Origin of the sequence: Vibrio sp. qd031 (assembly GCF_002100145.1) — a bacterium.
In the GTDB taxonomy this organism is placed as follows: Bacteria; Pseudomonadota; Gammaproteobacteria; order Enterobacterales; family Vibrionaceae; genus Vibrio.
Genome location: NZ_JXQD01000018.1, coordinates 370,534 through 390,455, shown reverse-complemented (window position 1 = coordinate 390,455; position 19,922 = coordinate 370,534). Strand labels below are relative to the sequence as shown.

19 protein-coding genes are annotated in these 19,922 nt (G+C 45.1%); 10 read left to right on the top strand and 9 right to left on the bottom strand.

What is annotated here, in order from left to right; genetic code table 11:
- The first annotated feature begins 17 nt into the window (after positions 1 to 17).
- Positions 18 to 947: an NADP-dependent oxidoreductase gene (locus tag ST37_RS07610; protein ID WP_084885120.1), complete on the top strand. Its 930-nt coding sequence runs from the start codon at positions 18 to 20 to the stop codon at positions 945 to 947.
- 96 nt (positions 948 to 1,043) lie between these two features.
- Here ST37_RS07610 and ST37_RS07605 read toward each other — a convergent pair whose 3' ends face one another.
- Positions 1,044 to 1,559 carry a hypothetical protein gene (locus ST37_RS07605; RefSeq protein WP_084885119.1) on the bottom strand — a complete coding sequence of 172 codons (516 nt, stop codon included), beginning with the start codon at positions 1,557 to 1,559 and terminating at the stop codon, positions 1,044 to 1,046.
- 121 nt (positions 1,560 to 1,680) lie between these two features.
- Positions 1,681 to 2,586, bottom strand: a complete 906-nt coding sequence (locus ST37_RS07600) for a LysR family transcriptional regulator (RefSeq protein ID WP_084885117.1) — start codon at positions 2,584 to 2,586, stop codon at positions 1,681 to 1,683.
- A 144-nt stretch (positions 2,587 to 2,730) separates the two neighbouring features.
- Here ST37_RS07600 and ST37_RS07595 point away from each other — a divergent pair, with 144 nt between their 5' ends.
- Both ST37_RS07595 and fghA read left to right on the top strand, forming a co-directional pair.
- The gene (locus ST37_RS07595; RefSeq protein WP_084885115.1) at positions 2,731 to 3,879 is read left to right on the top strand and encodes an S-(hydroxymethyl)glutathione dehydrogenase/class III alcohol dehydrogenase; all 1,149 of its coding nucleotides are present in this window, start codon (positions 2,731 to 2,733) and stop codon (positions 3,877 to 3,879) included.
- Positions 3,880 to 3,941: 62 nt separating this feature from the next.
- Positions 3,942 to 4,781: an S-formylglutathione hydrolase gene (fghA, locus tag ST37_RS07590; protein ID WP_084885113.1), complete on the top strand. Its 840-nt coding sequence runs from the start codon at positions 3,942 to 3,944 to the stop codon at positions 4,779 to 4,781.
- Positions 4,782 to 4,821: 40 nt separating this feature from the next.
- On the opposite strand, the gene ST37_RS07585 is transcribed toward fghA, so the two are convergent.
- Both ST37_RS07585 and ST37_RS07580 read right to left on the bottom strand, forming a co-directional pair.
- Positions 4,822 to 5,715 (bottom strand): endonuclease/exonuclease/phosphatase family protein, encoded by an 894-nt coding sequence (locus tag ST37_RS07585; protein WP_206780099.1) that lies wholly within the window; start codon positions 5,713 to 5,715, stop codon positions 4,822 to 4,824.
- Positions 5,716 to 5,803: 88 nt separating this feature from the next.
- On the bottom strand, positions 5,804 to 6,472 hold the full coding sequence (locus tag ST37_RS07580; protein ID WP_084885110.1) for a flagellar brake protein: 669 nt from the start codon (positions 6,470 to 6,472) through the stop codon (positions 5,804 to 5,806).
- A gap of 164 nt (positions 6,473 to 6,636) precedes the next feature.
- Between ST37_RS07580 and ST37_RS07575 the strand changes: the two genes are divergently transcribed.
- Positions 6,637 to 6,927: a putative quinol monooxygenase gene (locus tag ST37_RS07575; protein ID WP_084885108.1), complete on the top strand. Its 291-nt coding sequence runs from the start codon at positions 6,637 to 6,639 to the stop codon at positions 6,925 to 6,927.
- Between the two features lie 69 nt (positions 6,928 to 6,996).
- On the opposite strand, the gene ST37_RS07570 is transcribed toward ST37_RS07575, so the two are convergent.
- Both ST37_RS07570 and ST37_RS07565 read right to left on the bottom strand, forming a co-directional pair.
- Complete coding sequence (locus ST37_RS07570; RefSeq protein WP_084885106.1) at positions 6,997 to 8,190, bottom strand: multidrug effflux MFS transporter; 1,194 nt, start codon at positions 8,188 to 8,190, stop codon at positions 6,997 to 6,999.
- A gap of 321 nt (positions 8,191 to 8,511) precedes the next feature.
- Entirely contained in the window at positions 8,512 to 10,398 is a 1,887-nt protein-coding gene (locus ST37_RS07565) for a methyl-accepting chemotaxis protein (RefSeq protein WP_084885258.1), read from the bottom strand.
- Positions 10,399 to 10,755: 357 nt separating this feature from the next.
- Between ST37_RS07565 and ST37_RS07560 the strand changes: the two genes are divergently transcribed.
- The gene (locus ST37_RS07560; RefSeq protein WP_084885104.1) at positions 10,756 to 10,944 is read left to right on the top strand and encodes a hypothetical protein; all 189 of its coding nucleotides are present in this window, start codon (positions 10,756 to 10,758) and stop codon (positions 10,942 to 10,944) included.
- Positions 10,945 to 11,148: 204 nt separating this feature from the next.
- Here the strand turns inward: ST37_RS07560 and xylA are convergent, their stop codons facing one another.
- Positions 11,149 to 12,468 carry a xylose isomerase gene (gene xylA / locus ST37_RS07555; protein WP_084885103.1) on the bottom strand — a complete coding sequence of 440 codons (1,320 nt, stop codon included), beginning with the start codon at positions 12,466 to 12,468 and terminating at the stop codon, positions 11,149 to 11,151.
- A gap of 623 nt (positions 12,469 to 13,091) precedes the next feature.
- Here xylA and xylF point away from each other — a divergent pair.
- From xylF to ST37_RS07540, 3 genes are all read left to right on the top strand, one after another.
- Positions 13,092 to 14,084: a D-xylose ABC transporter substrate-binding protein gene (gene xylF / locus ST37_RS07550; RefSeq protein WP_084885101.1), complete on the top strand. Its 993-nt coding sequence runs from the start codon at positions 13,092 to 13,094 to the stop codon at positions 14,082 to 14,084.
- Positions 14,085 to 14,182: 98 nt separating this feature from the next.
- Positions 14,183 to 15,703 (top strand): xylose ABC transporter ATP-binding protein, encoded by a 1,521-nt coding sequence (locus ST37_RS07545; RefSeq protein WP_084885099.1) that lies wholly within the window; start codon positions 14,183 to 14,185, stop codon positions 15,701 to 15,703.
- On the top strand, positions 15,703 to 16,875 hold the full coding sequence (locus tag ST37_RS07540) for a sugar ABC transporter permease (protein WP_084885097.1): 1,173 nt from the start codon (positions 15,703 to 15,705) through the stop codon (positions 16,873 to 16,875). The genes ST37_RS07545 and ST37_RS07540 overlap by 1 nt, the downstream gene beginning before the upstream one ends.
- A gap of 110 nt (positions 16,876 to 16,985) precedes the next feature.
- Here ST37_RS07540 and ST37_RS07535 read toward each other — a convergent pair whose 3' ends face one another.
- Positions 16,986 to 17,177, bottom strand: coding sequence for a hypothetical protein (locus tag ST37_RS07535; RefSeq protein WP_084885095.1), 192 nt, complete (start codon positions 17,175 to 17,177; stop codon positions 16,986 to 16,988).
- 53 nt (positions 17,178 to 17,230) lie between these two features.
- On the opposite strand from ST37_RS07535, the gene ST37_RS07530 reads away from it, so the two are divergent.
- Together ST37_RS07530 and ST37_RS07525 are read left to right on the top strand one after the other, a co-directional pair.
- Positions 17,231 to 17,476 (top strand): hypothetical protein, encoded by a 246-nt coding sequence (locus ST37_RS07530; protein ID WP_084885093.1) that lies wholly within the window; start codon positions 17,231 to 17,233, stop codon positions 17,474 to 17,476.
- A 237-nt stretch (positions 17,477 to 17,713) separates the two neighbouring features.
- A complete protein-coding gene (locus tag ST37_RS07525; RefSeq protein WP_084885091.1) occupies positions 17,714 to 18,481 on the top strand; it encodes a sulfite exporter TauE/SafE family protein in 768 nt (255 codons plus the stop codon).
- Between the two features lie 44 nt (positions 18,482 to 18,525).
- Here the strand turns inward: ST37_RS07525 and ST37_RS07520 are convergent, their stop codons facing one another.
- On the bottom strand, positions 18,526 to 19,857 hold the full coding sequence (locus ST37_RS07520; protein ID WP_084885089.1) for an MFS transporter: 1,332 nt from the start codon (positions 19,855 to 19,857) through the stop codon (positions 18,526 to 18,528).
- Positions 19,858 to 19,922 lie beyond the last annotated feature (65 nt).

Here is a 19,922-nt window from a genome sequence, read left to right as displayed (position 1 = left end):
TCAATAAGGAAAGTTTTATGCGCGCAGTTAGAATTCACCAATATGGCGGTGTAGACACCCTAAAATTGGACACAATAGATAAACCAACCATCAACGATGATGATGTTTTGATTCAGGTAAACGCCGCATCAATAAACCCAGTCGATTGGAAAGTCCGTGAAGGGTATCTGCAAGCGTTCGTACCTTATGAATTACCGGTGACGCTTGGCTTGGACGTTGCCGGCATTGTGACTGAAGTGGGTGCTGATGTAACGGATATCAAAGTGGGCGACGAAGTGTTTAGCCGCCCTGCGATTCATCGTGACGGAAGCTACGCAGAGTTTATTGCGGTAAAAGCAGAAGAAGTCGCTCTAAAATCACCAAAACTCGACTTTTCTCAAGCAGCTGCACTGCCGCTAGCAGGAATTACAGCATGGCAGTGCTTGGTAGACGTCGCCGACGTGCAGCCTGGGCAACGTGTACTGGTGCATGCAGGCGCTGGTGGCGTTGGGCACTTAGCCATTCAAATTGCTAAAGCTAAAGGTGCGGTCGTTGTTGCTACGGCATCAGCAAGCAATCAAGCATTGCTTAAAGAGCTTGGCGCGGATCAGGCGGTCGATTATTCAAAAGCGCCACTTGCCGAGCAGATTGATGCGGTGGATATCGTCCTGGATACCATGGGTGGGGAAATTCAACAAAACTCTTGGGCACTGCTAAAAGACAACGGAATTTTGGTGTCGGTTGTGGATCAGCCGGATGAGTCTGTTGCGAAAGCCAATAATGCCCGTTCAGCGTTTGTGTTTATTGAGCCAAGCCGTCGTATTCTGGAAGAGTTAAATATTCTTGTCGACGAAGATAAACTGCGCCCAATTATTGAACATCGTTTTACCCTAGAGACCATTGCAGAGGCACACTTGCAAAGCCAATCTGGTCGCACTCGAGGCAAAATAGTGGTTGAAGTCAACTAATCGCTTTGACCACAATTAAATAACAAGAAGGCCTACGCATCTAAGATGCCTAGGCCTTTTTTTCAGTTCTGTACAACGCTATGTTGTTGGTAACCCTTAAAATGACAGGATCAAGCCCGTTGAATAGGTAGGGGCGACTGAATAGGACAAGTAGGTCGACTTTTTGTCTAGAAAATTAAGATCCATACCCAGTTTAAGGGCAAAATTATCGTTGAGTGCTACGACTCCGGCGATGGAAGTGCTGAGTCCGCTCTGTTCAAGCGTAGGGTTGTCAGAACCCCAATAATTTCTCGTACCATTATAAGTGGCGTAGCCTACTTCTACTTGAAATGAAGTATAGGGATTGCGCGGTATATTCATTTGCGCACCAATCCTGTAAGTGGTGATTTGGTCTTCATCGATCAAAAGAAATTGTGCTTGAGTATCGGTGTATGAAAGATAAATTGACTCCATATTGTAAACGTCACGTAACCCCAGTTGTATACCGTATCCAGAAAATCCCGACCCGATGTAAGGTCCAGTTTTAACTTCAGGTGAGAAGTGAATGGTATTGGCGAAGAGTTGCGTAGAGGTGAGACTCATTAAAAGAACCAGTAAGCGCGTACATTTCATTTTTGTTCAACCTTTCAATCAATAACAGCATGGTGCAGTTTTTGGCAACGCTGGCTATTAGACCCGCAATTAGACAATAAATGAAATGACTATTTACTATCAAGGTTATTAGCTCTGCTTATTACTCTGATAGAGATGTTGTGTTTTCTAGTTCAGAATCACCTAAGTGTTCGGCTAAAAAATCGATCAAGGAGCGTACTTTTGGAGAAAGATGACGATTTTCTGGATACAGCGCCCATACCCCCTCTTTTTTATCTCTAAAATCCCTCAATACTTCGACAAGCGATCCCGACTCCAAATCATGTTCAACATAATAATCGGGTAGCTGAACCAACCCTAGTCCACTCATAGCAGCACCGCGAAGAGCAACACCACTGTTGCATTTGATTCGCCCGTTAACTTTAAGCGTTTTAGGGGTATTTTTTTCATGGAAGCGCCAGTAATCGTTGGATCCGATTAAGCATTGATGTTGTGTGAGGTCAGATAATGCGTGAGGGCAGCCATGCTTTTCAATGTAGGCTGGGCTTGCGCAGACATACAGTTGGCGATCTGCGAGACGCTTTGCTCTTAAGGTGGAGTCCGCAAGTCGACCAAGGCGAATTGCCACATCAATGCTATCTTCAATCAAATCCAATTTTTGGTTGGTTAAAAGAAGTTCTAACTCAACCGCTGGGTAATCATTTAAGAACTGATTCATGAGTGGGGCGATATGGGTTTCTCCATAGGTCACTGGGGCGGTGACTTTTATTAGACCTTTTGGCGAGGCTTGCATTTGAGTGACTAGCCTTTCGGCGTGATCTAAACCTTCGACCAATTGTTTACAAGTATCGAAGTAGAGTTGTCCGGCCTCAGTCAGAGTCACTTTTCTCGTGGTGCGGTGGAGCAGTTTAACCGCTAATCGTTGCTCGAGTTGGGCGACTCTGCGGCTTACTTGAGCAACGGATGTCGACAACTTACGAGCCGCAGTCGTAAAGCTGGTGGATTCTGCTACCGCGACAAATTCTGTCACTCCTTCCCAATGACTCATTATATCTATTCCGTATTATCTATAGCTATAGAATAAATCATTATTACGTATTTGTAATAATGATTTGTAAAATAGGCGGCTAATCAGATCCTGAGAAATGTCTATACTATTCAAATACTCTATGTACTCTCAAAGGAAAATCAGATGACACTTTCACTTAAGCCTGGCCAGAAAACCATCAAATCTAAAGCTGCAGTAGCCTGGGAGGCGGGTAAACCTTTGACTTTAGAAGAGGTGGACGTCGAGCTGCCTAAAAAAGGTGAGGTATTAGTAAGAATTGTGGCGACCGGTGTATGCCACACAGATGCATTTACGTTATCTGGTGACGATCCTGAAGGTATTTTCCCTGCCATTTTGGGCCATGAAGGTGGTGGCATCGTCGAAATGGTGGGCGAAGGGGTGACTAGCGTTGCGGTCGGCGATCACGTAATTCCACTTTATACAGCAGAATGCGGAGAGTGTAAGTTTTGCCTCTCAGGTAAAACGAACTTGTGTCAGGCAGTACGTGAAACACAAGGTAAAGGACTGATGCCGGATGGCACCAGCCGATTCTCGATTAACGGAGAAACCATTTACCATTACATGGGCTGTTCGACATTTTCTGAATACACGGTGTTGCCAGAAATCTCATTGGCCAAAGTGAACCAACAAGCTCCGCTAGAAGAAGTGTGCTTATTGGGTTGCGGCGTAACCACCGGTATGGGCGCAGTACTCAACACCGCCAAGGTTGAAGAGGGTGCAACTGTTGCCATCTTTGGGTTAGGCGGCATAGGCTTGTCTGCCATTATTGGCGCGCGCATGGCCGGAGCGAGTCGAATTATTGGTGTGGACATCAATGAGAGCAAATTTGAATTGGCCCAACAGTTGGGCGCAACAGACATGATTAACCCACAAAAGCTCGATAAACCGATACAAGAAGCCATCGTCGATATGACTGATGGCGGAGTAGACTATTCATTTGAGTGCATCGGCAATGTCAACGTAATGCGTCAAGCGTTAGAATGTTGTCATAAGGGCTGGGGAGAGTCGGTGATCATTGGTGTGGCAGGCGCTGGCCAAGAGATTTCTACTCGGCCATTTCAGTTAGTGACCGGTCGCGTATGGCGCGGAAGTGCCTTTGGTGGCGTAAAAGGCCGCTCTGAATTACCGGAAATTGTTGAACGCTACATGGCTGGTGATTTCGGCCTTCAAGAGTTCATCACTCATACCATGGGGCTTGAGGATGTAAACCAAGCGTTTGACCTAATGCACGAAGGAAAGAGTATTCGCACTGTGATCCATATGGATCAATAAGGACAGATTCAGTCAGAGATTACCGGTTCACCGGTAATCTCAAAGCTTATGGATGTAAAAAAATGAAGAATGTAAGTCAAAATCGAGTGTGTGACGGTTGGCATAGACAGTACACCCATGACTCAGAAGTGTTGGGGTGCGAAATGCGCTTCGCGCTCTTCTTGCCTATAGGGGCGACGACCGCTAAGCCAGTTCCAGTGCTCTACTGGCTATCCGGTTTAACCTGTACTGACGAAAACTTTATGCAAAAAGCCGGTGCCTTTAAAATGGCCGCAAAGCTGGGCATTGCGATAGTAGCGCCCGATACCAGCCCTCGTGGTGATGAAGTTGCGGACGATGACAGCTACGATTTAGGACAAGGGGCAGGGTTCTACGTTAACGCAACACAAGAGCCGTGGTCTCAGCACTACCAGATGTACGACTACATTACTCAAGAACTGCCGCAGCTGATCGAAGAGCACTTTCCAGTATCGAGTAAAAAATCCATTTCTGGCCACAGTATGGGCGGGCACGGTGCAATTACGATTGGCCTAAAGAATCCCCATCGGTATCGCTCAATATCGGCGTTTAGCCCAATCTGCAATCCAATGAATGTACCTTGGGGTAAAAAGGCGTTCTCGGCTTACTTAGGCGAGAATCTGGAGTTATGGCGAGAGTATGACAGTTGTGAGCTTCTCAAAAGGGCTAAGTCTGAGCTACCTATTTTGGTTGACCAAGGGGATGCAGATAATTTTTTGGCAGAGCAACTGAGTCCCGAACGGTTGATAAAAGCGGCGAACGAGTGGGATTCTGATGTCACTGTGCACATGCAGCATGGGTACGATCATAGCTACTACTTTATTTCTAGCTTTATTGATCAGCACTTAAAATTTCATGCTAAGTATTTATTAATGGAGCGGTGATCGCGTCAAAGTAAGCGGGTATTCGCCAGTGTTAAACCCATTAGGGTGCAAGGCTAATATTGGCGATGATCGCTTTATGATCCGACATGACAAAAGGGCTCACGGTAAACTGATTGAATACCAAATCGTCGGACAGAATGATCCAGTCTAGCCTCTTCTCATTGTAGGTGTTTAGGGTATCGATATCCGCTTGATAAGTATGCAGGTGGTGATCGATACGTGATGACACCAATCTTTTCGCAATATCGGCACTGTTGAAATCCCCCATAATAGCGAGAGGATTTCCGCGATCGATCAACACGTTAGTCAACTCTTGCAGCTGCTGCTTTCTGACTGCCTCACGAAGAAAGTCCATATGCAAAGAGACAACATCAAGCATTACCGGTCCATCGGTTGTTTCCCATTTTACTTCAATCAGTGTGAACCCTTTTCGCGTTGTCGGAAATGATGGTGAGAATGTCACACCTTCCGCGTAGTAGATTTCATGTTTTGACAATACCGCCGTGCCATATTGCCCGAACCAACTTTTGACGTGAGAGGTGTGAGCAGATTGATAGTGACCAGAGCGGTGCGCAATGTAACTAACATGGTCAAAATCACCACTCCACCAAGACGGTAAATCCGCTTCTTGTAACGCCACGATGTCGGCGTCAACCTCTATTAAAAATTGACTAACCCGTGCTAAGTTTTTTTCTATTTGGTCTTTAGAAGTAAGGATTTGGCTCACATTAGTCTTGCGCCCATGAGCCAAATTCAAACTGACCAGGTTGATAGAATCTTTTGGTGTAGGCAGCATGATATCTGGGTAGTGCTGCACATGGAGGTCTTGATTGAGCCCTGAGTTTGCCCATGTGGGGAAAGAGGTCGCAAACGCAATGATCGCTAAGAGCTGAGATAAACATAGCGTTTCGAGCCATCGCCACCTTGAATTCATTGACGTCATTGTAGTCCTCAAAGTGGTTGTTTACGCGTACTTTAGTAGCGATGTTTCAGTATGGCTTACTTATGATGAGTTTCCAGTGCTATAACATTCCGCTTTCAAATGACGACTCAAGCAATTGGCTTTTTAGCTGATTGGTCAGCTCAAGCGGCGTCTCAAAACGAACGCCAATAAACCAACCTTGCGCCTGTTTGGTGATTTTGGCGACGGAGCATATGTTGTTGTCATCAATATAGTGGCTAAACTCAGACTGTATAAAAATTCGGTCACCTTGGTTAAAGTCTGGTTCTATAAGGGTTTTTACGCCACATCCAGATATGGAGAAATCAGCCAGTGTGGCTTCGTAGAGATTATTTTGATGATCGAGTGTGCAAGGTAGTTCCATCTTATAGCGTTCATGTTCACGAACCGCTTTACTGGCAAAATTAAAGGGTAGACGGGTAAATATGATAGGGCTAGGTCTATTCAAAACCATCAAGATACTGGTCTTAAATGCTATCACGTGGCCTAGCTCAGTATTGGATACCCCTCTGACGACGACATCGGCATTTTCTAAGCGGCGAAGAGGCTGTTCGCTAAGCATGCGTTGAGGCACATCGATAATCAGGTAGCCACTGTCTTTACGTCCTACGAACGTTGCGGGGTAGTTAAACTTACTTCCTTCACCAAACTCAAACGTCAAGGTGAGATTCATCCCAATTTGTAGATACTTGTAGAGCTGCTCAAGCGTTTGCGGGTTAGCGGTGGGCATCCTTACCTCGTTACGTCAATCACACTTAAATGAGAATATCGTACTGTTTGGTCACAAGGCAAGTCCGATGTCAAAAGTGTGCAGTAATGCCTATTGGACTACCGAATGGTGTAATACTCTACAGGTTGCCAATTCTTAGGCACAATTAAAAGAAGGAATACAGCATGACTACATTGACTATTGTCGCCAACATCAAGGCTAAAGAAGGCGCAGTGGAACGAGTGAAATCCGAATTGACTAAATTGATCGATGCTACCCGTGCCGAAGAAGGGTGCATCAACTACGATCTGCACCAAGACAACGAAAACCCGGCCCACTTTCTATTTTTTGAAAACTGGGCGTCGCGAGATCTTTGGCAAGCTCATATGGGAACACCCCACATTGCCGATTATTTAGCGGCCACAGAAGGTGCAGTCGAATCCTTTGTCGTGAATGAGATGACTCACATCGGGTAACACGCTAATTTTGCTAGAGTTAAGCTTGGCTTAACTCTAGCAGTTATTGCATTAGAGGTTAACAGTATCTTATGAGGCCGAGTGCTCGACGGGCGCTGCTCGATCCGGTAAGTTACTCACCACAAACGATTTGTTGCGAAGCATCGACCAGCCTCCCAAGCCAATCAGACCAATTGTTAATTGGATAAATCCTAAATTGTCGATGAGTGCTTCAGGTCTTAGCGATACTAATATCATCCCTGCAGAGCCACACATCATGCTAAAGAACTGAATCAGTGCCACTGCCGATCCGGTATCGGTGCTTTGCTGATCCAGCATCAGATTTGTACCGGGTATACGTGTAGTAATGATAACCAACGTAGCCGGTGCGGCAATGAATGCGAAGAGCCACGGGGAAAGATGACCAATGGTAAGGGTGGTCGCACCACAGACTGCCAGCAATACATAGCAACCGGTAATAATGCTAGAGATGGGAACAGTGCGCGATATTTTCATGTAAATACGCGGGCCTAGTGAAGCAAACATTGCATTAAACGCAAACGCGTAGCTGAATTGCTGTTCGGTTAATCCAAACTCATCAATATAGATGTACGAACCCGCGGCCAAAAAGCCCATCAGAGCAATTGGAGTGATGGAAAATACACACAGCAGAGCAACAAAGTTAGGGTTTTTTAGTACCACGCCCAATCGAGTCCACGAACGGGCGACCGAGCCGGTATAACGAGTCTCTATGGTTTCTTGATAGCTCATGGCTATGAACCCAGCCACCACACCAAATATGGCTAAAGCCACAAACATCATCTGCCAAGACGCGAATTTTAATAACAGTGCGCCAATCACTGGCGCGACCATTGGGGCAATAATCACCAACGACATGATGGTGCCCATGATTTTTTCGCGCTCTCGACCATCGTAGAGATCTTTAACAATGGCGGTAGCAACGATGGTCACAGCACTGCCCCCAAACGCTTGAAACAGTCGAGCCCCAATGAGAGCTTCAATACTGCCTGCCATTGCACACATGACACTGGCGAGAACGTATAACCCAATCCCGGTAAGTAAAATAGGTTTGCGACCGTATTTCTCACTTAAAGGTCCCCAAAAGAGTAGACCGATAGCATAGGTGACAAAGTAAACACTCAAGGTCAAATTAACCATGGTTTGGCTGGTGTCAAAGATGTCTACCATTTGTGGAAGTGCTGGAAGATAAAGGTCTGTGGTCAATGGTGGGAAGGCACTAATGATGACCAGGAAGAAAAGCATTCCCTTTTCTCCAAGAATAGTTTGTGGTTTTTTCACGGTGATGATCCTACAAAGCGATAAAGACCACTGAGGGTTATCTAACCTGCACTTTAAAGTGTGCAAAGACCATCGCGACTAAAAATGGTGGCCGTTATTTAGAGTAACTAAGAGACTGTTTCAGGAGGGTCTTTTGTTGATTAAGTCAACCAATACCCTACGCCTATATGTTGACTTGGTCAACTATTATTCAGTTGCTTGGGAAAGTTTTTTTGCGAGTGGACAAAACAATAAAAAACCCCGCCTATACAAACATAGGTGGGGTCTTAACGACAAAATTCGGTGTTATGCGAGCTTAAAAGTCGATACTTTTTGACTTAATGCTTCCACTTCAGACTTCACCATTCCTGCGGACGTCGAGCTGGCTTCAGAGTTAACCACGAGTTGGTCGGCAACGTCTTTGATTAGGGTGATGTTCTGCGTCACTTCACCTGTTACATGGGTTTGCTGCTCAGCGGCAGTGGCGATTTGGGTGGCCATATCGCTAATAAGAGTGACCGCTTGGCTAATTTCTTCAAGGGCCGCTGTCGCTTTATCAGCATCATCGACAGAGTTACCGGCAAGATCAGCACTGCTTTCCATCAACGATACGGCTTTGGTTGTGGTGTTTTGCAATGTATCGATGGTCGACTTGATCTCTTCAGTAGAAGAATGAGTGCGCTGCGAGAGCACGCGGACTTCATCGGCCACAACCGCAAACCCACGACCTTGCTCGCCAGCTCGCGCCGCTTCAATTGCAGCGTTTAGTGCGAGTAGGTTAGTTTGTTCTGCAATGCCCTGAATGGTTGACAGTACTGTAGAAATCTCTTGCGCATGGCGGTTTAAGTCGCTCACTACTTCACCCGCAGTTTCCAGCTCTTTGGCTAAGCTGTTGATTGAGCTACGGGTATGGTCGACCATTTCTCGACCATTTTGAGTACTGTTGGTCGACTCTTGCGCCGCCTGAGCGGTCTGCTCTGCATTGGAGGAGATTTCTTGGGTAGCAGAAGACAATTCGGTCACCGCGGTTGCAACCAAAGTGATTTCTTGTTGCTGTTGATTAATCCCCTCAACCGCGCGCTCTGCTAGTTGTGAGCTTTCCTGTGAGTGACGATCTAAGTGAGTGGACTGGGTGCGAATGTGACCGATAAGCTCGTTAAGACTGGCGACAAAAATATTAAAATTGTTTGCCAGTTTGCCCACTTCATCTTCACTTTCGACTTTTATGCGTTGCGTGAGATCGCCATTTCCATTGGCGATTTGTTCTAGAGCGTAAGAGACGTTATTGAGTGGTTGGAACAATAGATTACACAGCACACTAAATAGCCCAATGCAGACCATCACAACGATACTGGTTACAATCAGTTGCTGCCAGATCGCACTATTGAGTGGTGCCACAAGAGAGTCGTAGTTCACCACTGCTACAGTGGTTAACGTTGTGCCCGGAATTTGGCGTGCGTGGATCACCGACTTAGCGCCATCAATGGTTGCAATCACATTGGTTGCACCTTGCGTCGCAGATGCGATGCTCGACGTCTCTACACCCAGTTGATTCACCGGTTTATTGAGTAAGTCAGTATTTGGGTGCGTAAAAATATTGCCTGTGTCGTTCATGATAAACATGTAGCCACTGCCGGGTAAAATTACCTGAGACAGTCCGTTGACGATATCGGTGATCTCTACGTCGGCACCAAGTACAACTTGTTGCCCTGCCAGATTAACGGCCTTACCTAGCGATACTACGTTCGCGCCCGTTGCCGCCGCAACAGTCGGATTATCCATAAACACTTTGCTTGGCGTTTTTTTAGCATTAATGTACCAACCCCATTTACGAGGATCATCATTGCCTGGTGGCAGTACTACACCATTAGCATTGTCTTGGCTCCCGTCTGGATAGGCGAGAAAAACATTATCAAAAGCAGCAGAGTGACGCACCTGCTTAAGATGGGTGACAATGTTGCTTTTATCAATGTCAGATGACAGAGAAGTCAAAGAGCGCTCTTTGGACACGAGCCAATCGGAGACGTACTGATTGTATGCAGTGACGGTGCCTTTAAGGTTTTGTTCTACCTCTACCTCAAGACGGTTTAATGACGCATTGTAAGAGAGGGCTTCAACCAACATACCTCCAATGACAATGGCAACGCTGGCGGAGAGCGCCAGTTTGTTTTTAAGCGATAGTTTTCTAAACATGTTCATCGATACACCGTATTTTTGCTCAAATTACTAGCAAAGTCTTATTGTATTATCCAGCTTAAATAACGCTGGCTTTAGAGTCTGTGTATCGACGACATAAGCGATTTCTTAAATGGTTATTTGGCAAAACCGGACGTAGATCTAAAGTTTTGTTACATTTTGCAAAAAAAACATACAGGAGCACTCGCCAGAGTTTTTCGAGCTAGGACGGGTATTTCACCGAGTATTGAAAAGTGATCGATTTATCTACGAAAAGCATATCAATAGATACATAGCAAACATTGTGCATGTTAAGGGGAAACGATTATGGCTTACTCATCTTTGGTACTTTACAGAAGAGATATGGATGGTCTCATGGCAATCCAAGATACCTGGCGTGACTCTTACATGAAATGTTCAATGTTGTTTGGCGAAGTGAAATCGCAGTGGTTGTCAGACTCTAGCAGCGAATACCGCTTGGATTTAGTTGATAACAACCAACAAGTTGTGTCGAGCAAGATTTTGAAAGTGCCTGATGATTTAAGGATTGGGCATATCGTATAGTGCTTAACAAAGTGGGGATGCGCGAGCGCTACGTAGTGCAATAGGGGGCGAGTAACTGCCCTCAAATTCTATGCTAATAAGCGAAGAGGACTCGCCTGAAAGTGACATTGTTCTCCTTGTTGTGCTTAGCGCATGATGAGTATGCACTTCATTTGTTTGCAGCGACCTGGATGGTCGCTGCCTTTTTAGTTTAGCGATTGGCTTTTACTTAAAAATGAATCCGTTAACGATATTCTCCAGCGCTTCTTGGCGTCCTGAGACGACGTCCGGTGTCAATTGGTGTTGCGTAGCATAGTGCGCAACTTGCTCCAAACTCATGTCTCCAGCAAGAATTTTACGGCCAAGCTCGTCATTCCAACCTGCATAGCGCTGGGCGATATTCTTCGACAGTACATCATTTTCAATCATGTCCGCTGCCTTCAACAGTGACAACGCCATCGTATCCATTCCGCCAATATGACCATGGAAGAAGTCGGCCATATCAATGGATGGTCTGCGTACACGAGCATCAAAGTTAAATCCACCGGTACCAAAACCACCCGCTTTAAGAATTTCGTACATGATCAGTGTGTTTTCTTCGACACTATTTGGGAATTGGTCAGTATCCCAGCCAAGCTGAGGGTCTCCTCGGTTTGCATCGATTGAGCCAAAGATACCCAACGATATCGCGGTCGCGATTTCATGGTGGAAACTGTGCCCCGCTAATGTGGCGTGGTTTGCTTCAATGTTGACCTTAACTTCATTTTCTAGGCCAAACTGCTTCAAGAAACCATACACGGTTGCGGTATCGTAATCGTACTGATGCTTAGTCGGCTCTTGAGGTTTGGGCTCAATGAGAATCGTGCCGTTAAAGCCAATTTTGTGCTTGTGCTCCACGACCATTTGCATAAATCGACCTAGCTGCTCGCGCTCTTGACGTAGGTCGGTATTTAGCAAGGTTTCGTACCCTTCGCGTCCTCCCCACAGCACATAGTTTTCTCCACCAAGTCGCTTGGTTGCTCCCATGGCGTTAAAGACTTGAGTAGCCGCATAGGCAAAGATCTCGGGGTTGGGGTTGGTCGCAGCACCCGCAAGATAGCGTCGATTAGAAAAGACATTGGCCGTACCCCAAAGCAATTTCACGCCGGATTCCTGTTGTTTGCGTTCCATGACGTCGACCATGGCCGCTAAGTTGTTCTCGTACTCTTTAATCGAGTTGCCTTCATGCGCAATGTCGGTGTCATGGAAGCAGTAGAATGGCACGTTGAGTTTTTCGTAAAACTCAAATGCGGCATTGGCTTTTACGAGATACGCTTCTTTAGGATCGGAGACTTTTAACCATTCGTGTTCAAACGTACCGTCTCCAAAAATGTCAGCCCCTGGCCAGCGGAAGTTGTGCCAATAACATGCGGCAAATCGTAAATGCTCTTTCATGCTTTTGCCAAGAACCACACGATCAGGGTCATAGTGCTTAAAGGCGAGTGGATTTGAAGACTCACGGCCTTCAAATTGAATTTTCGGAATGTTTTTGAAGATTTCTGTCATGAGCAATAATCCATATTTTGTAAAATAACAGTCGCTTTTGATGATTGTCATTAATCGTATATATAGCAATTATGAAATTTCGTAGTTAAATTCTAGTTTTTGGTAATTGTGCTCTAGCTCTCATTATCAATGATGCAGCTACTGCGTTAAATCACTGCTGAGTTTTTAACTCGTTGATATATAAAATATTGCGTAATACTCTTAGTGAAAATTATATTTTGTAGCGTTCATATCATTTGAAGGCTGTAAAAAAAGTGAGGCTAAATTCCCGATTAACAAAGGGATGAAGCACATTATTTTCACTTAAGTCTATGCGGTACATAGGATTTAGTTCGTACCTGTACTTGCATTACTAACCCACCCAATTTCTTGTGAAAATTCAGTATAGATAGGCAGCTAATTCAGTGAGTGAAGTACAAAAGCGTGACTAATATACCTGTTCTTTTTTTGTGCAGAGAATCAAAAGTTTAATCTGTGTCACATTGCCTTAACAAAATAAAAAAACGTAAAAGAGTTATAAATTTTTGGAAAAGAACTTTGATAATTAGTGTTCTAGATTGACATTCGAGGTTCACTAGTTTGTGAATTTTAATAAAATATTACGTGAGACAAAGGATAGTATAATGAAAAAAGTAATAGTAATGTTATGTGCGCTGGTGGTTGGATTATCCGCACCGGCCTTTGCGCAAGTTAAGATTGGGATGGTAATCGATGACTTACGTCTAGAAAGATGGCAGCGCGATAGAGATCTATTTGTAAACCGCGCAGAAGAGCTGGGAGCAAAAGTATATGTGCAATCAGCAAACGGAAATGAACAGACTCAAATTGCACAAATAGAAAATATGATTTCTAGAGGCGTAGATGTCTTGGTAATCATTCCTACCAACGGTCAAGTGCTATCTAATGTGATTAAAGAAGCCAAGATTGATGGTATTAATATTCTTGCTTACGATCGCCTCATTAATAATGCCGATATCGACTTCTATCTCTCATTTGATAATGAAAAGGTCGGTGAACTTCAAGCGACAGCGTTGCTAGCGACACAACCAAGTGGTAAATACTTCCTAATGGGTGGTGCGCCTACCGATAATAACGCTAAGTTATTCCGTCAAGGTCAGATGAACGTGTTACAACCAAAAATCGACGCGGGTGATATTCAAGTTGTGGGTGATCAATGGGTTGACTCATGGTTGGCAGAAAACGCGCTGAAAATTATGGAAAATGCGTTAACAGCAAACAACAACGACATTGATGTAGTAGTCGCGTCTAACGACTCAACGGCGGGCGGTGCGATTCAAGCACTTGAAGCACAAGGTCTAGCGGGTAAAGTGGCGATTTCTGGTCAGGATGCCGATTTAGCAGCAGTGCGTCGTATTGTTGAAGGTACTCAAACAATGACTATCTACAAGCCAATCGCCGCGCTTGCAACTAAAGCCGCTGAGCTTGCAGTCGATTTGGGTAACGATAAAGCACCAGACCAAAATGCTGTGTTGAACAACGGCATGAAAGACGTTCCGTCATGGTTGCTAGAGCCAGTTGCAGTAAACAAAGCAAACCTAAAAACTACTGTCATTGCTGACAAATTCCACGCTGAAAAAGATGTATACCATCAATAACTTAGCAAGTGCAGGGTAACCTAGCGCTTAACGTTTAGATTGCCTGCTGGGGCGAGATGTCACCAGCTTCAGCAGGCCTGAAAAAATAGAGGTTAAAGATGTCTCTTTTGGAAATGAATAATATCGTGAAGTGTTTTGGTCCCGTTAAAGCGCTTGATGGTGTCAGCATTACCCTTGAAGCAGGCGAAGTTCTTTCACTGTGTGGAGAGAATGGGTCGGGAAAATCGACTCTTATGAAGGTGCTGTGTGGCATTTACCCCGATGGGGATTATCAGGGCACAATCCATTATAAAGGCCAGCAAATAAGGCCAACCGGCATTGCCGACACTGAGGCTCTGGGTATCGCCATTATCCACCAGGAGCTCACTTTAGTTAAAGAGCTGTCCATTTTAGAAAATTTATTTCTAGGGGCAGAGCTGACAAAATACGGTTTTATGGATTTTGAGTTGATGCACTACGAGGCTGAAATCCTGCTTAAGAAAGTAAAATTAAACGTTTCCCCAGAGACGAAAGTCGGTGATTTAGGGGTAGGACAACAGCAGTTGGTCGAGATAGCAAAAGCGCTGTCTAAAAATGCCAAGTTGTTGGTCTTAGACGAGCCTACTGCACCATTGACGGAGTCAGAAACACAAATACTGCTCGATCTGGTGATGGAATTGCGCGAGACCGGGGTAAGTTGCATTTATATTTCGCACAAGCTTGGAGAGGTAAAAGCGATCTCCGATCACATTTGCGTTATCCGAGATGGAAAACACATTGGCACGCGTGAGGCGTCCGAGATGACGACAGATGACATCATTACCATGATGGTTGGGCGCGCGATGACGCAATTATTCCCGCGTGAAGAACATGACATCGGTGATGTTGTATTAGAAGTAAAAAACGTAAACGCGTGGGATAAAGCCAACTCATCGATCCCAAAAGTTAAAAACGCCAGCTTTTCGCTCAAAAAAGGCGAAATTTTAGGGGTATCTGGGCTCGTTGGGGCTGGGCGTACCGAACTTATGGAGTGCTTGTACGGCTGCTACTTAGGTAAATACAGCGGAGAGTTTTACTTAGAGGGTAAAGCGCTCTCGATCAACAGCAGTAAAGACGCGCTTCAATTGGGAATAGCCATGGTGCCAGAAGACCGAAAGCGTCACGGCATCATTCCAATTATGGGGGTGGGAGAAAACATCACCTTGGCTGGGATTGACCAGTTTCAAAAATTTGGGTTGCTGGACGACTCAAAAGAGGCGAGCGCGATACTGGACTCGATAGACAAACTCACAGTAAAGACACCCAATGCCGAACTGCCGATTAAAAACTTGTCTGGCGGTAACCAGCAAAAAGCCATTTTAGCGCGCTTTTTGATGGTGAGCCCTGAAGTTCTCATACTGGATGAGCCGACACGAGGTATCGATGTAGGCGCAAAATACGAAATTTATAAGCTGATGTTTCAGCTTGTTAAAAAAGGAATAAGCATCATTATGATTTCATCTGAATTGCCTGAGGTTTTGGGTATTAGTGACCGAGTGCTAGTGATGCACGAAGGAGTGATCAAAGGTGATCTTATTAACCAAAATCTTACGCAAGAAATTGTGATGGATTGTGCATTATCTGAAGGAGCGGTCGCGTAATGGAACAGTCAAAAGAAATTGAACCCGTAGCTCAACAAGGCGTAATCAGTAAACTGAAAAATATGAATATTCAGTTGCTGGTCATGGCGGCAGCCATCATATTCATCATGCTGTTTTTCAGCATCATGACAGAATGGAGTTACTTAACCCCACGTAATATTTCTAACCTTTTCCGTCAAACGGCAATCACCGGTATTTTGGCCATTGGTATGGTGTTTGTCATCATTAGTGGCGAGATAGACCTTTCAGTCGGTTCGATGATGGGGCTTTTGGGTGGTGCCGCAGCCATTATGGATGTTTGGCTTGGTTTGCCTTTGCCACTCACTATAGTGTTGACGCTTGTTGCTGGCTTTTTGTTGGGAGCTTGGAACGGTTGGTGGGTGTCGTATCGTAAGGTACCGTCGTTCATTGTAACCTTGGCCGGTATGTTGGCATTTCGCGGTATCTTGATTGGTATTACTGACGGTACCACCGTTGCGCCAACCTCTGATGCTATGTCGTTAATTGGCCAGAGCTACTTACCTAATATGTTTAGCCTTTTGGCGGGTATTGGTTGCCTAGTGTTGTACTTTTCTTGGCAAAAGAAAAGAGACGTTACTCGCGCTAAATACCAACTGCCGACCGCGGGTAATCAAGCGCTGCTACTAAAAAACAGTGCGATTGGTATTGCGGTGCTAGCGTTTATTTGGGTTCTCAATAGCTATCGCGGTGTACCAACTCCGGTGCTTCTGTTAACGGTGTTTTTGATTGCCGGAACCATTATCGCCAGTAAAACTCGATTTGGTCGACGCATATACGCCATTGGTGGCAACATCGATGCCGCTAGACTGTCGGGCATTGACGTCGAAAAAACCAAGATGTCAGTCTACGCCATGAACGGCTTTTTGGTGGCGGTTGCCGCGCTGATTCTGAGCTCACGCCTAGGTGCAGGTTCACCTTCAGCAGGTAATATTGCCGAGCTTGATGCCATCGCAGCCTGTGTGATTGGTGGCACCAGTATGGCTGGTGGTGTTGGTACTGTTATTGGTGCGGTTGTAGGCGCGTTTATTATGGCATCACTTGATAATGGGATGAGCATGATGGATGTACCAACCTTTTGGCAATACATCGTTAAAGGCTCGATATTGCTTCTCGCAGTATGGATGGACAGTGCGACTAAACAAAGACGGTAAAGGGGACTTGGATAAACCTTGAACCAACCCAAAAGAGCCCTGCAATTAGCAGGGCTCTTCATTACTCACATCCAATTGGATGTCAACCCTACTAGTGTTTATTCAGCGTACTATTTAGTCTCTATCATGCGTTTGGTAATGGAGCCTTTACGTTGGATCGACATTGGCTCTGGCTCACTGTCATCGCCACCATTGTCGAAAGAGCCACTTTCTGGCGCACTGTCTGACCATTGATTGATCATCGTGATTGTAAAGCTTAAGTCGTTGGCTACGTCGATTTCAAACACGTGCCACCATTCCATAGCATCCTAAATCGGAAGGATTTATTATTTCTTTGCATGGTAAACGGAGCCTTGTGATTAATGCTGATGATGAGATGCTGCAAAGTCGTCACGACATATTCATTTCATTTGCCACCGATTGCTGGTTAGAAACCGCTATGCTAAAACTTGAGTCTGCGAGATTTGATACAACTAACATTGCAATCGCTTCATCAAATGATCACTATTGCCGGACCGAGATCATGAAAACAGCCGCTCAACTGGCGACAGGATGTAAGAGCAACCCATTTGTCATTTTGGTGATGGCGAGTGGGACGTAAAGGCGTGCGCGCAATTAGGTGTGAAGTTAGTGCTCGTTGGGGATCGGACTCAACACGATATTTCGATACCTGATTTTAGAAATAAAACTTCGGTGTTGGCGTTAGCTAGTGACCTTGGCGCATAGCAGTGGCTTATTCTTTCCGGTCATCTTTCATGAACAATGAGCATCACGGTTATCGCCGTGGGCATACTTAAAAACGCGTTTGGCGTTTGGTTACTACCGGTTATTATTACTTATGGTCGATTACCTTTTACTGTTTTTGGCGGGGCTTGTCGGTGGAGTACTAAACTCTGTTGCGGGTGGCGGCAGCTTTGTCACATTTCCGGCTTTGGTGTTTGCTGGAGTGCCACCATTAATAGCGAATGCAACCAATACGTTTTCTTCTTGCGCTGGCTACCTGAGTGGCGCATACGCGTTTAGAAAAAGACTGATTGAACACAAGAAAGAAGCCACATTTACCGTGTTGTTGAGTATTATTGGGGGCTCGATAGGCGCTTATTTACTGCTGAAAACACCGGAGTCCTCTTTTGAAGTTGCGATTCCGTGGTTGTTACTTTTTGCAACAGTGCTGTTTATCTTTGGGGCTAGAGCTAACGCATTACTGCGTTTGCATTCCAATAACAGTAAATACGGTAATCAATTGACGGCAGTCTTTTTATTCTTGCTGCTTTTGAGCATCTCAATTTATGGTGGCTTCTTTAATGCCGGCTTAGGAATTGTCGTGTTGAGTTACCTGACATTAGCGGGCCATTCTAATATCCATGTGATGAATGGTATGAAGTTACTGGTGTCTTCTTCCGTATCAGTTGCCGCGATTGTTTGGTTTGTTTTAAATGATTCTATCGCTTGGCTTGAGGGCAGTGCGGTCCTAATTGGCACCCTGCTCGGCGGGTATTTTTCGGCAAACTTCTCAATGAAAATATCTCAACAGCACCTCAGAACGTTTGTCATTGTTATGAGCAGTTCTATTACCATCTACTTTTTCTATCACACTTATGGATAACAAACTGACCTAAATTAGAGGCCTGTAGCGAATAGCCAACTCCGTCAAAAAATCGCTTGTTTGCGACTCTTAACATAGAAATAGGCACTAATAACAATAAACAAAAACGTAAAGTAGTAGAAGAATGAGGACAGCGTAGCCAAGAAGGCGAGATCTTGCTCTCGCTCTAGATCAGAGTAATTTCCAGAGACCAGTTTGTAGTAGTAAGCGTACAAAATCCCTATTGAGCCATAACCAAGGTTGAACATTAATCCCTTAAAGCTTAATACCGTCGCTCGGTTGTGAGACTCGGTTTTCTTGTTGAGATGATAGCTAATAAAAATGTTCATCGTCATGATGATAAATATTAGCAGCAGTACCGGTATTACCCCGTAAATTGACCACCCTAAACTGATCCAGTAGTAGCTCGCTATCGTTGCCAAACCCATTCCAAATATAAACGGCTTGGGTGGAATGCTCTCGGCCAGGCGCCGGCTTTGCCCCGCAAGGAGTATTTGAAGGATACTGACACCAGCCCCAATAAAGCCAAAATAGATAATGGGGATATCAATAGCGCGGTAGTATTGACTGTTCATGGTGAGAAACATGCGTGAGGTATGTTCAAACAAGCTGTAGTACAGCAATATGAACAGTACATAAGGCGTGGACAGTACCCACTTCCCCGCGTTTAATGTCAACTTTAAGCTTGCGATCGTACTTGCTGCTCTATTGCCATCGGGTGTGACTGGCTTTTTCTCTTCTTGCATGTTAACTGCGGCATACATTGCGATCATAGCGACAAATAGCGTGGCGAAAACCGGAATTCGTTTTAATTCTTTAGTGCTTTCTGGCTCAGCTAACCCAAGCATCGAATAGATACCGGCCATAACGTTTACGTCGTACATTGCAGCGCCAAGCAATGTGACAAAAATTCCCACGCTTGATGCAATTCGAAGTTGGATTTGCAAAACACGGGGCCACATGTCCTCTTGGCCTTGTTCTTTTAAGGTGTCGTACGCCAACGCTTCATCTGCACCACTTGCTAGTGCCATCGCTAAGCCACTCAATACTCGGTTGACCAAAAACACCATGAACACCAAGCTCGTATTACCCGTAGGCACGACAGCAATCATTGCGATTTCAGCAAACATAATTATCGACGAAAGCACTACGAGTTTCTTGCGCCCTAAAGTGTCAGCAAAGGCGCCAGAAGGAACTTCAGCTATCACAATGGTGGCGGCCCAAACCACATTGAGCATGGCAAATTGAGAAAGGGTTAAGCCGTAATCCAAGTACAACAGCGTAAAGATAGGGTAGTAAAAGCGGGCAAAGTAGCTACATCGAAACATAAGATAGCAGCGGACATTACGAACTTTAAGAATTTCTGTGAGCGTCATAAAGCCTACCGCGCTTTTGAATACATAAGAGTAGGTATATACCCATTTGGCTGAGAATGATAATT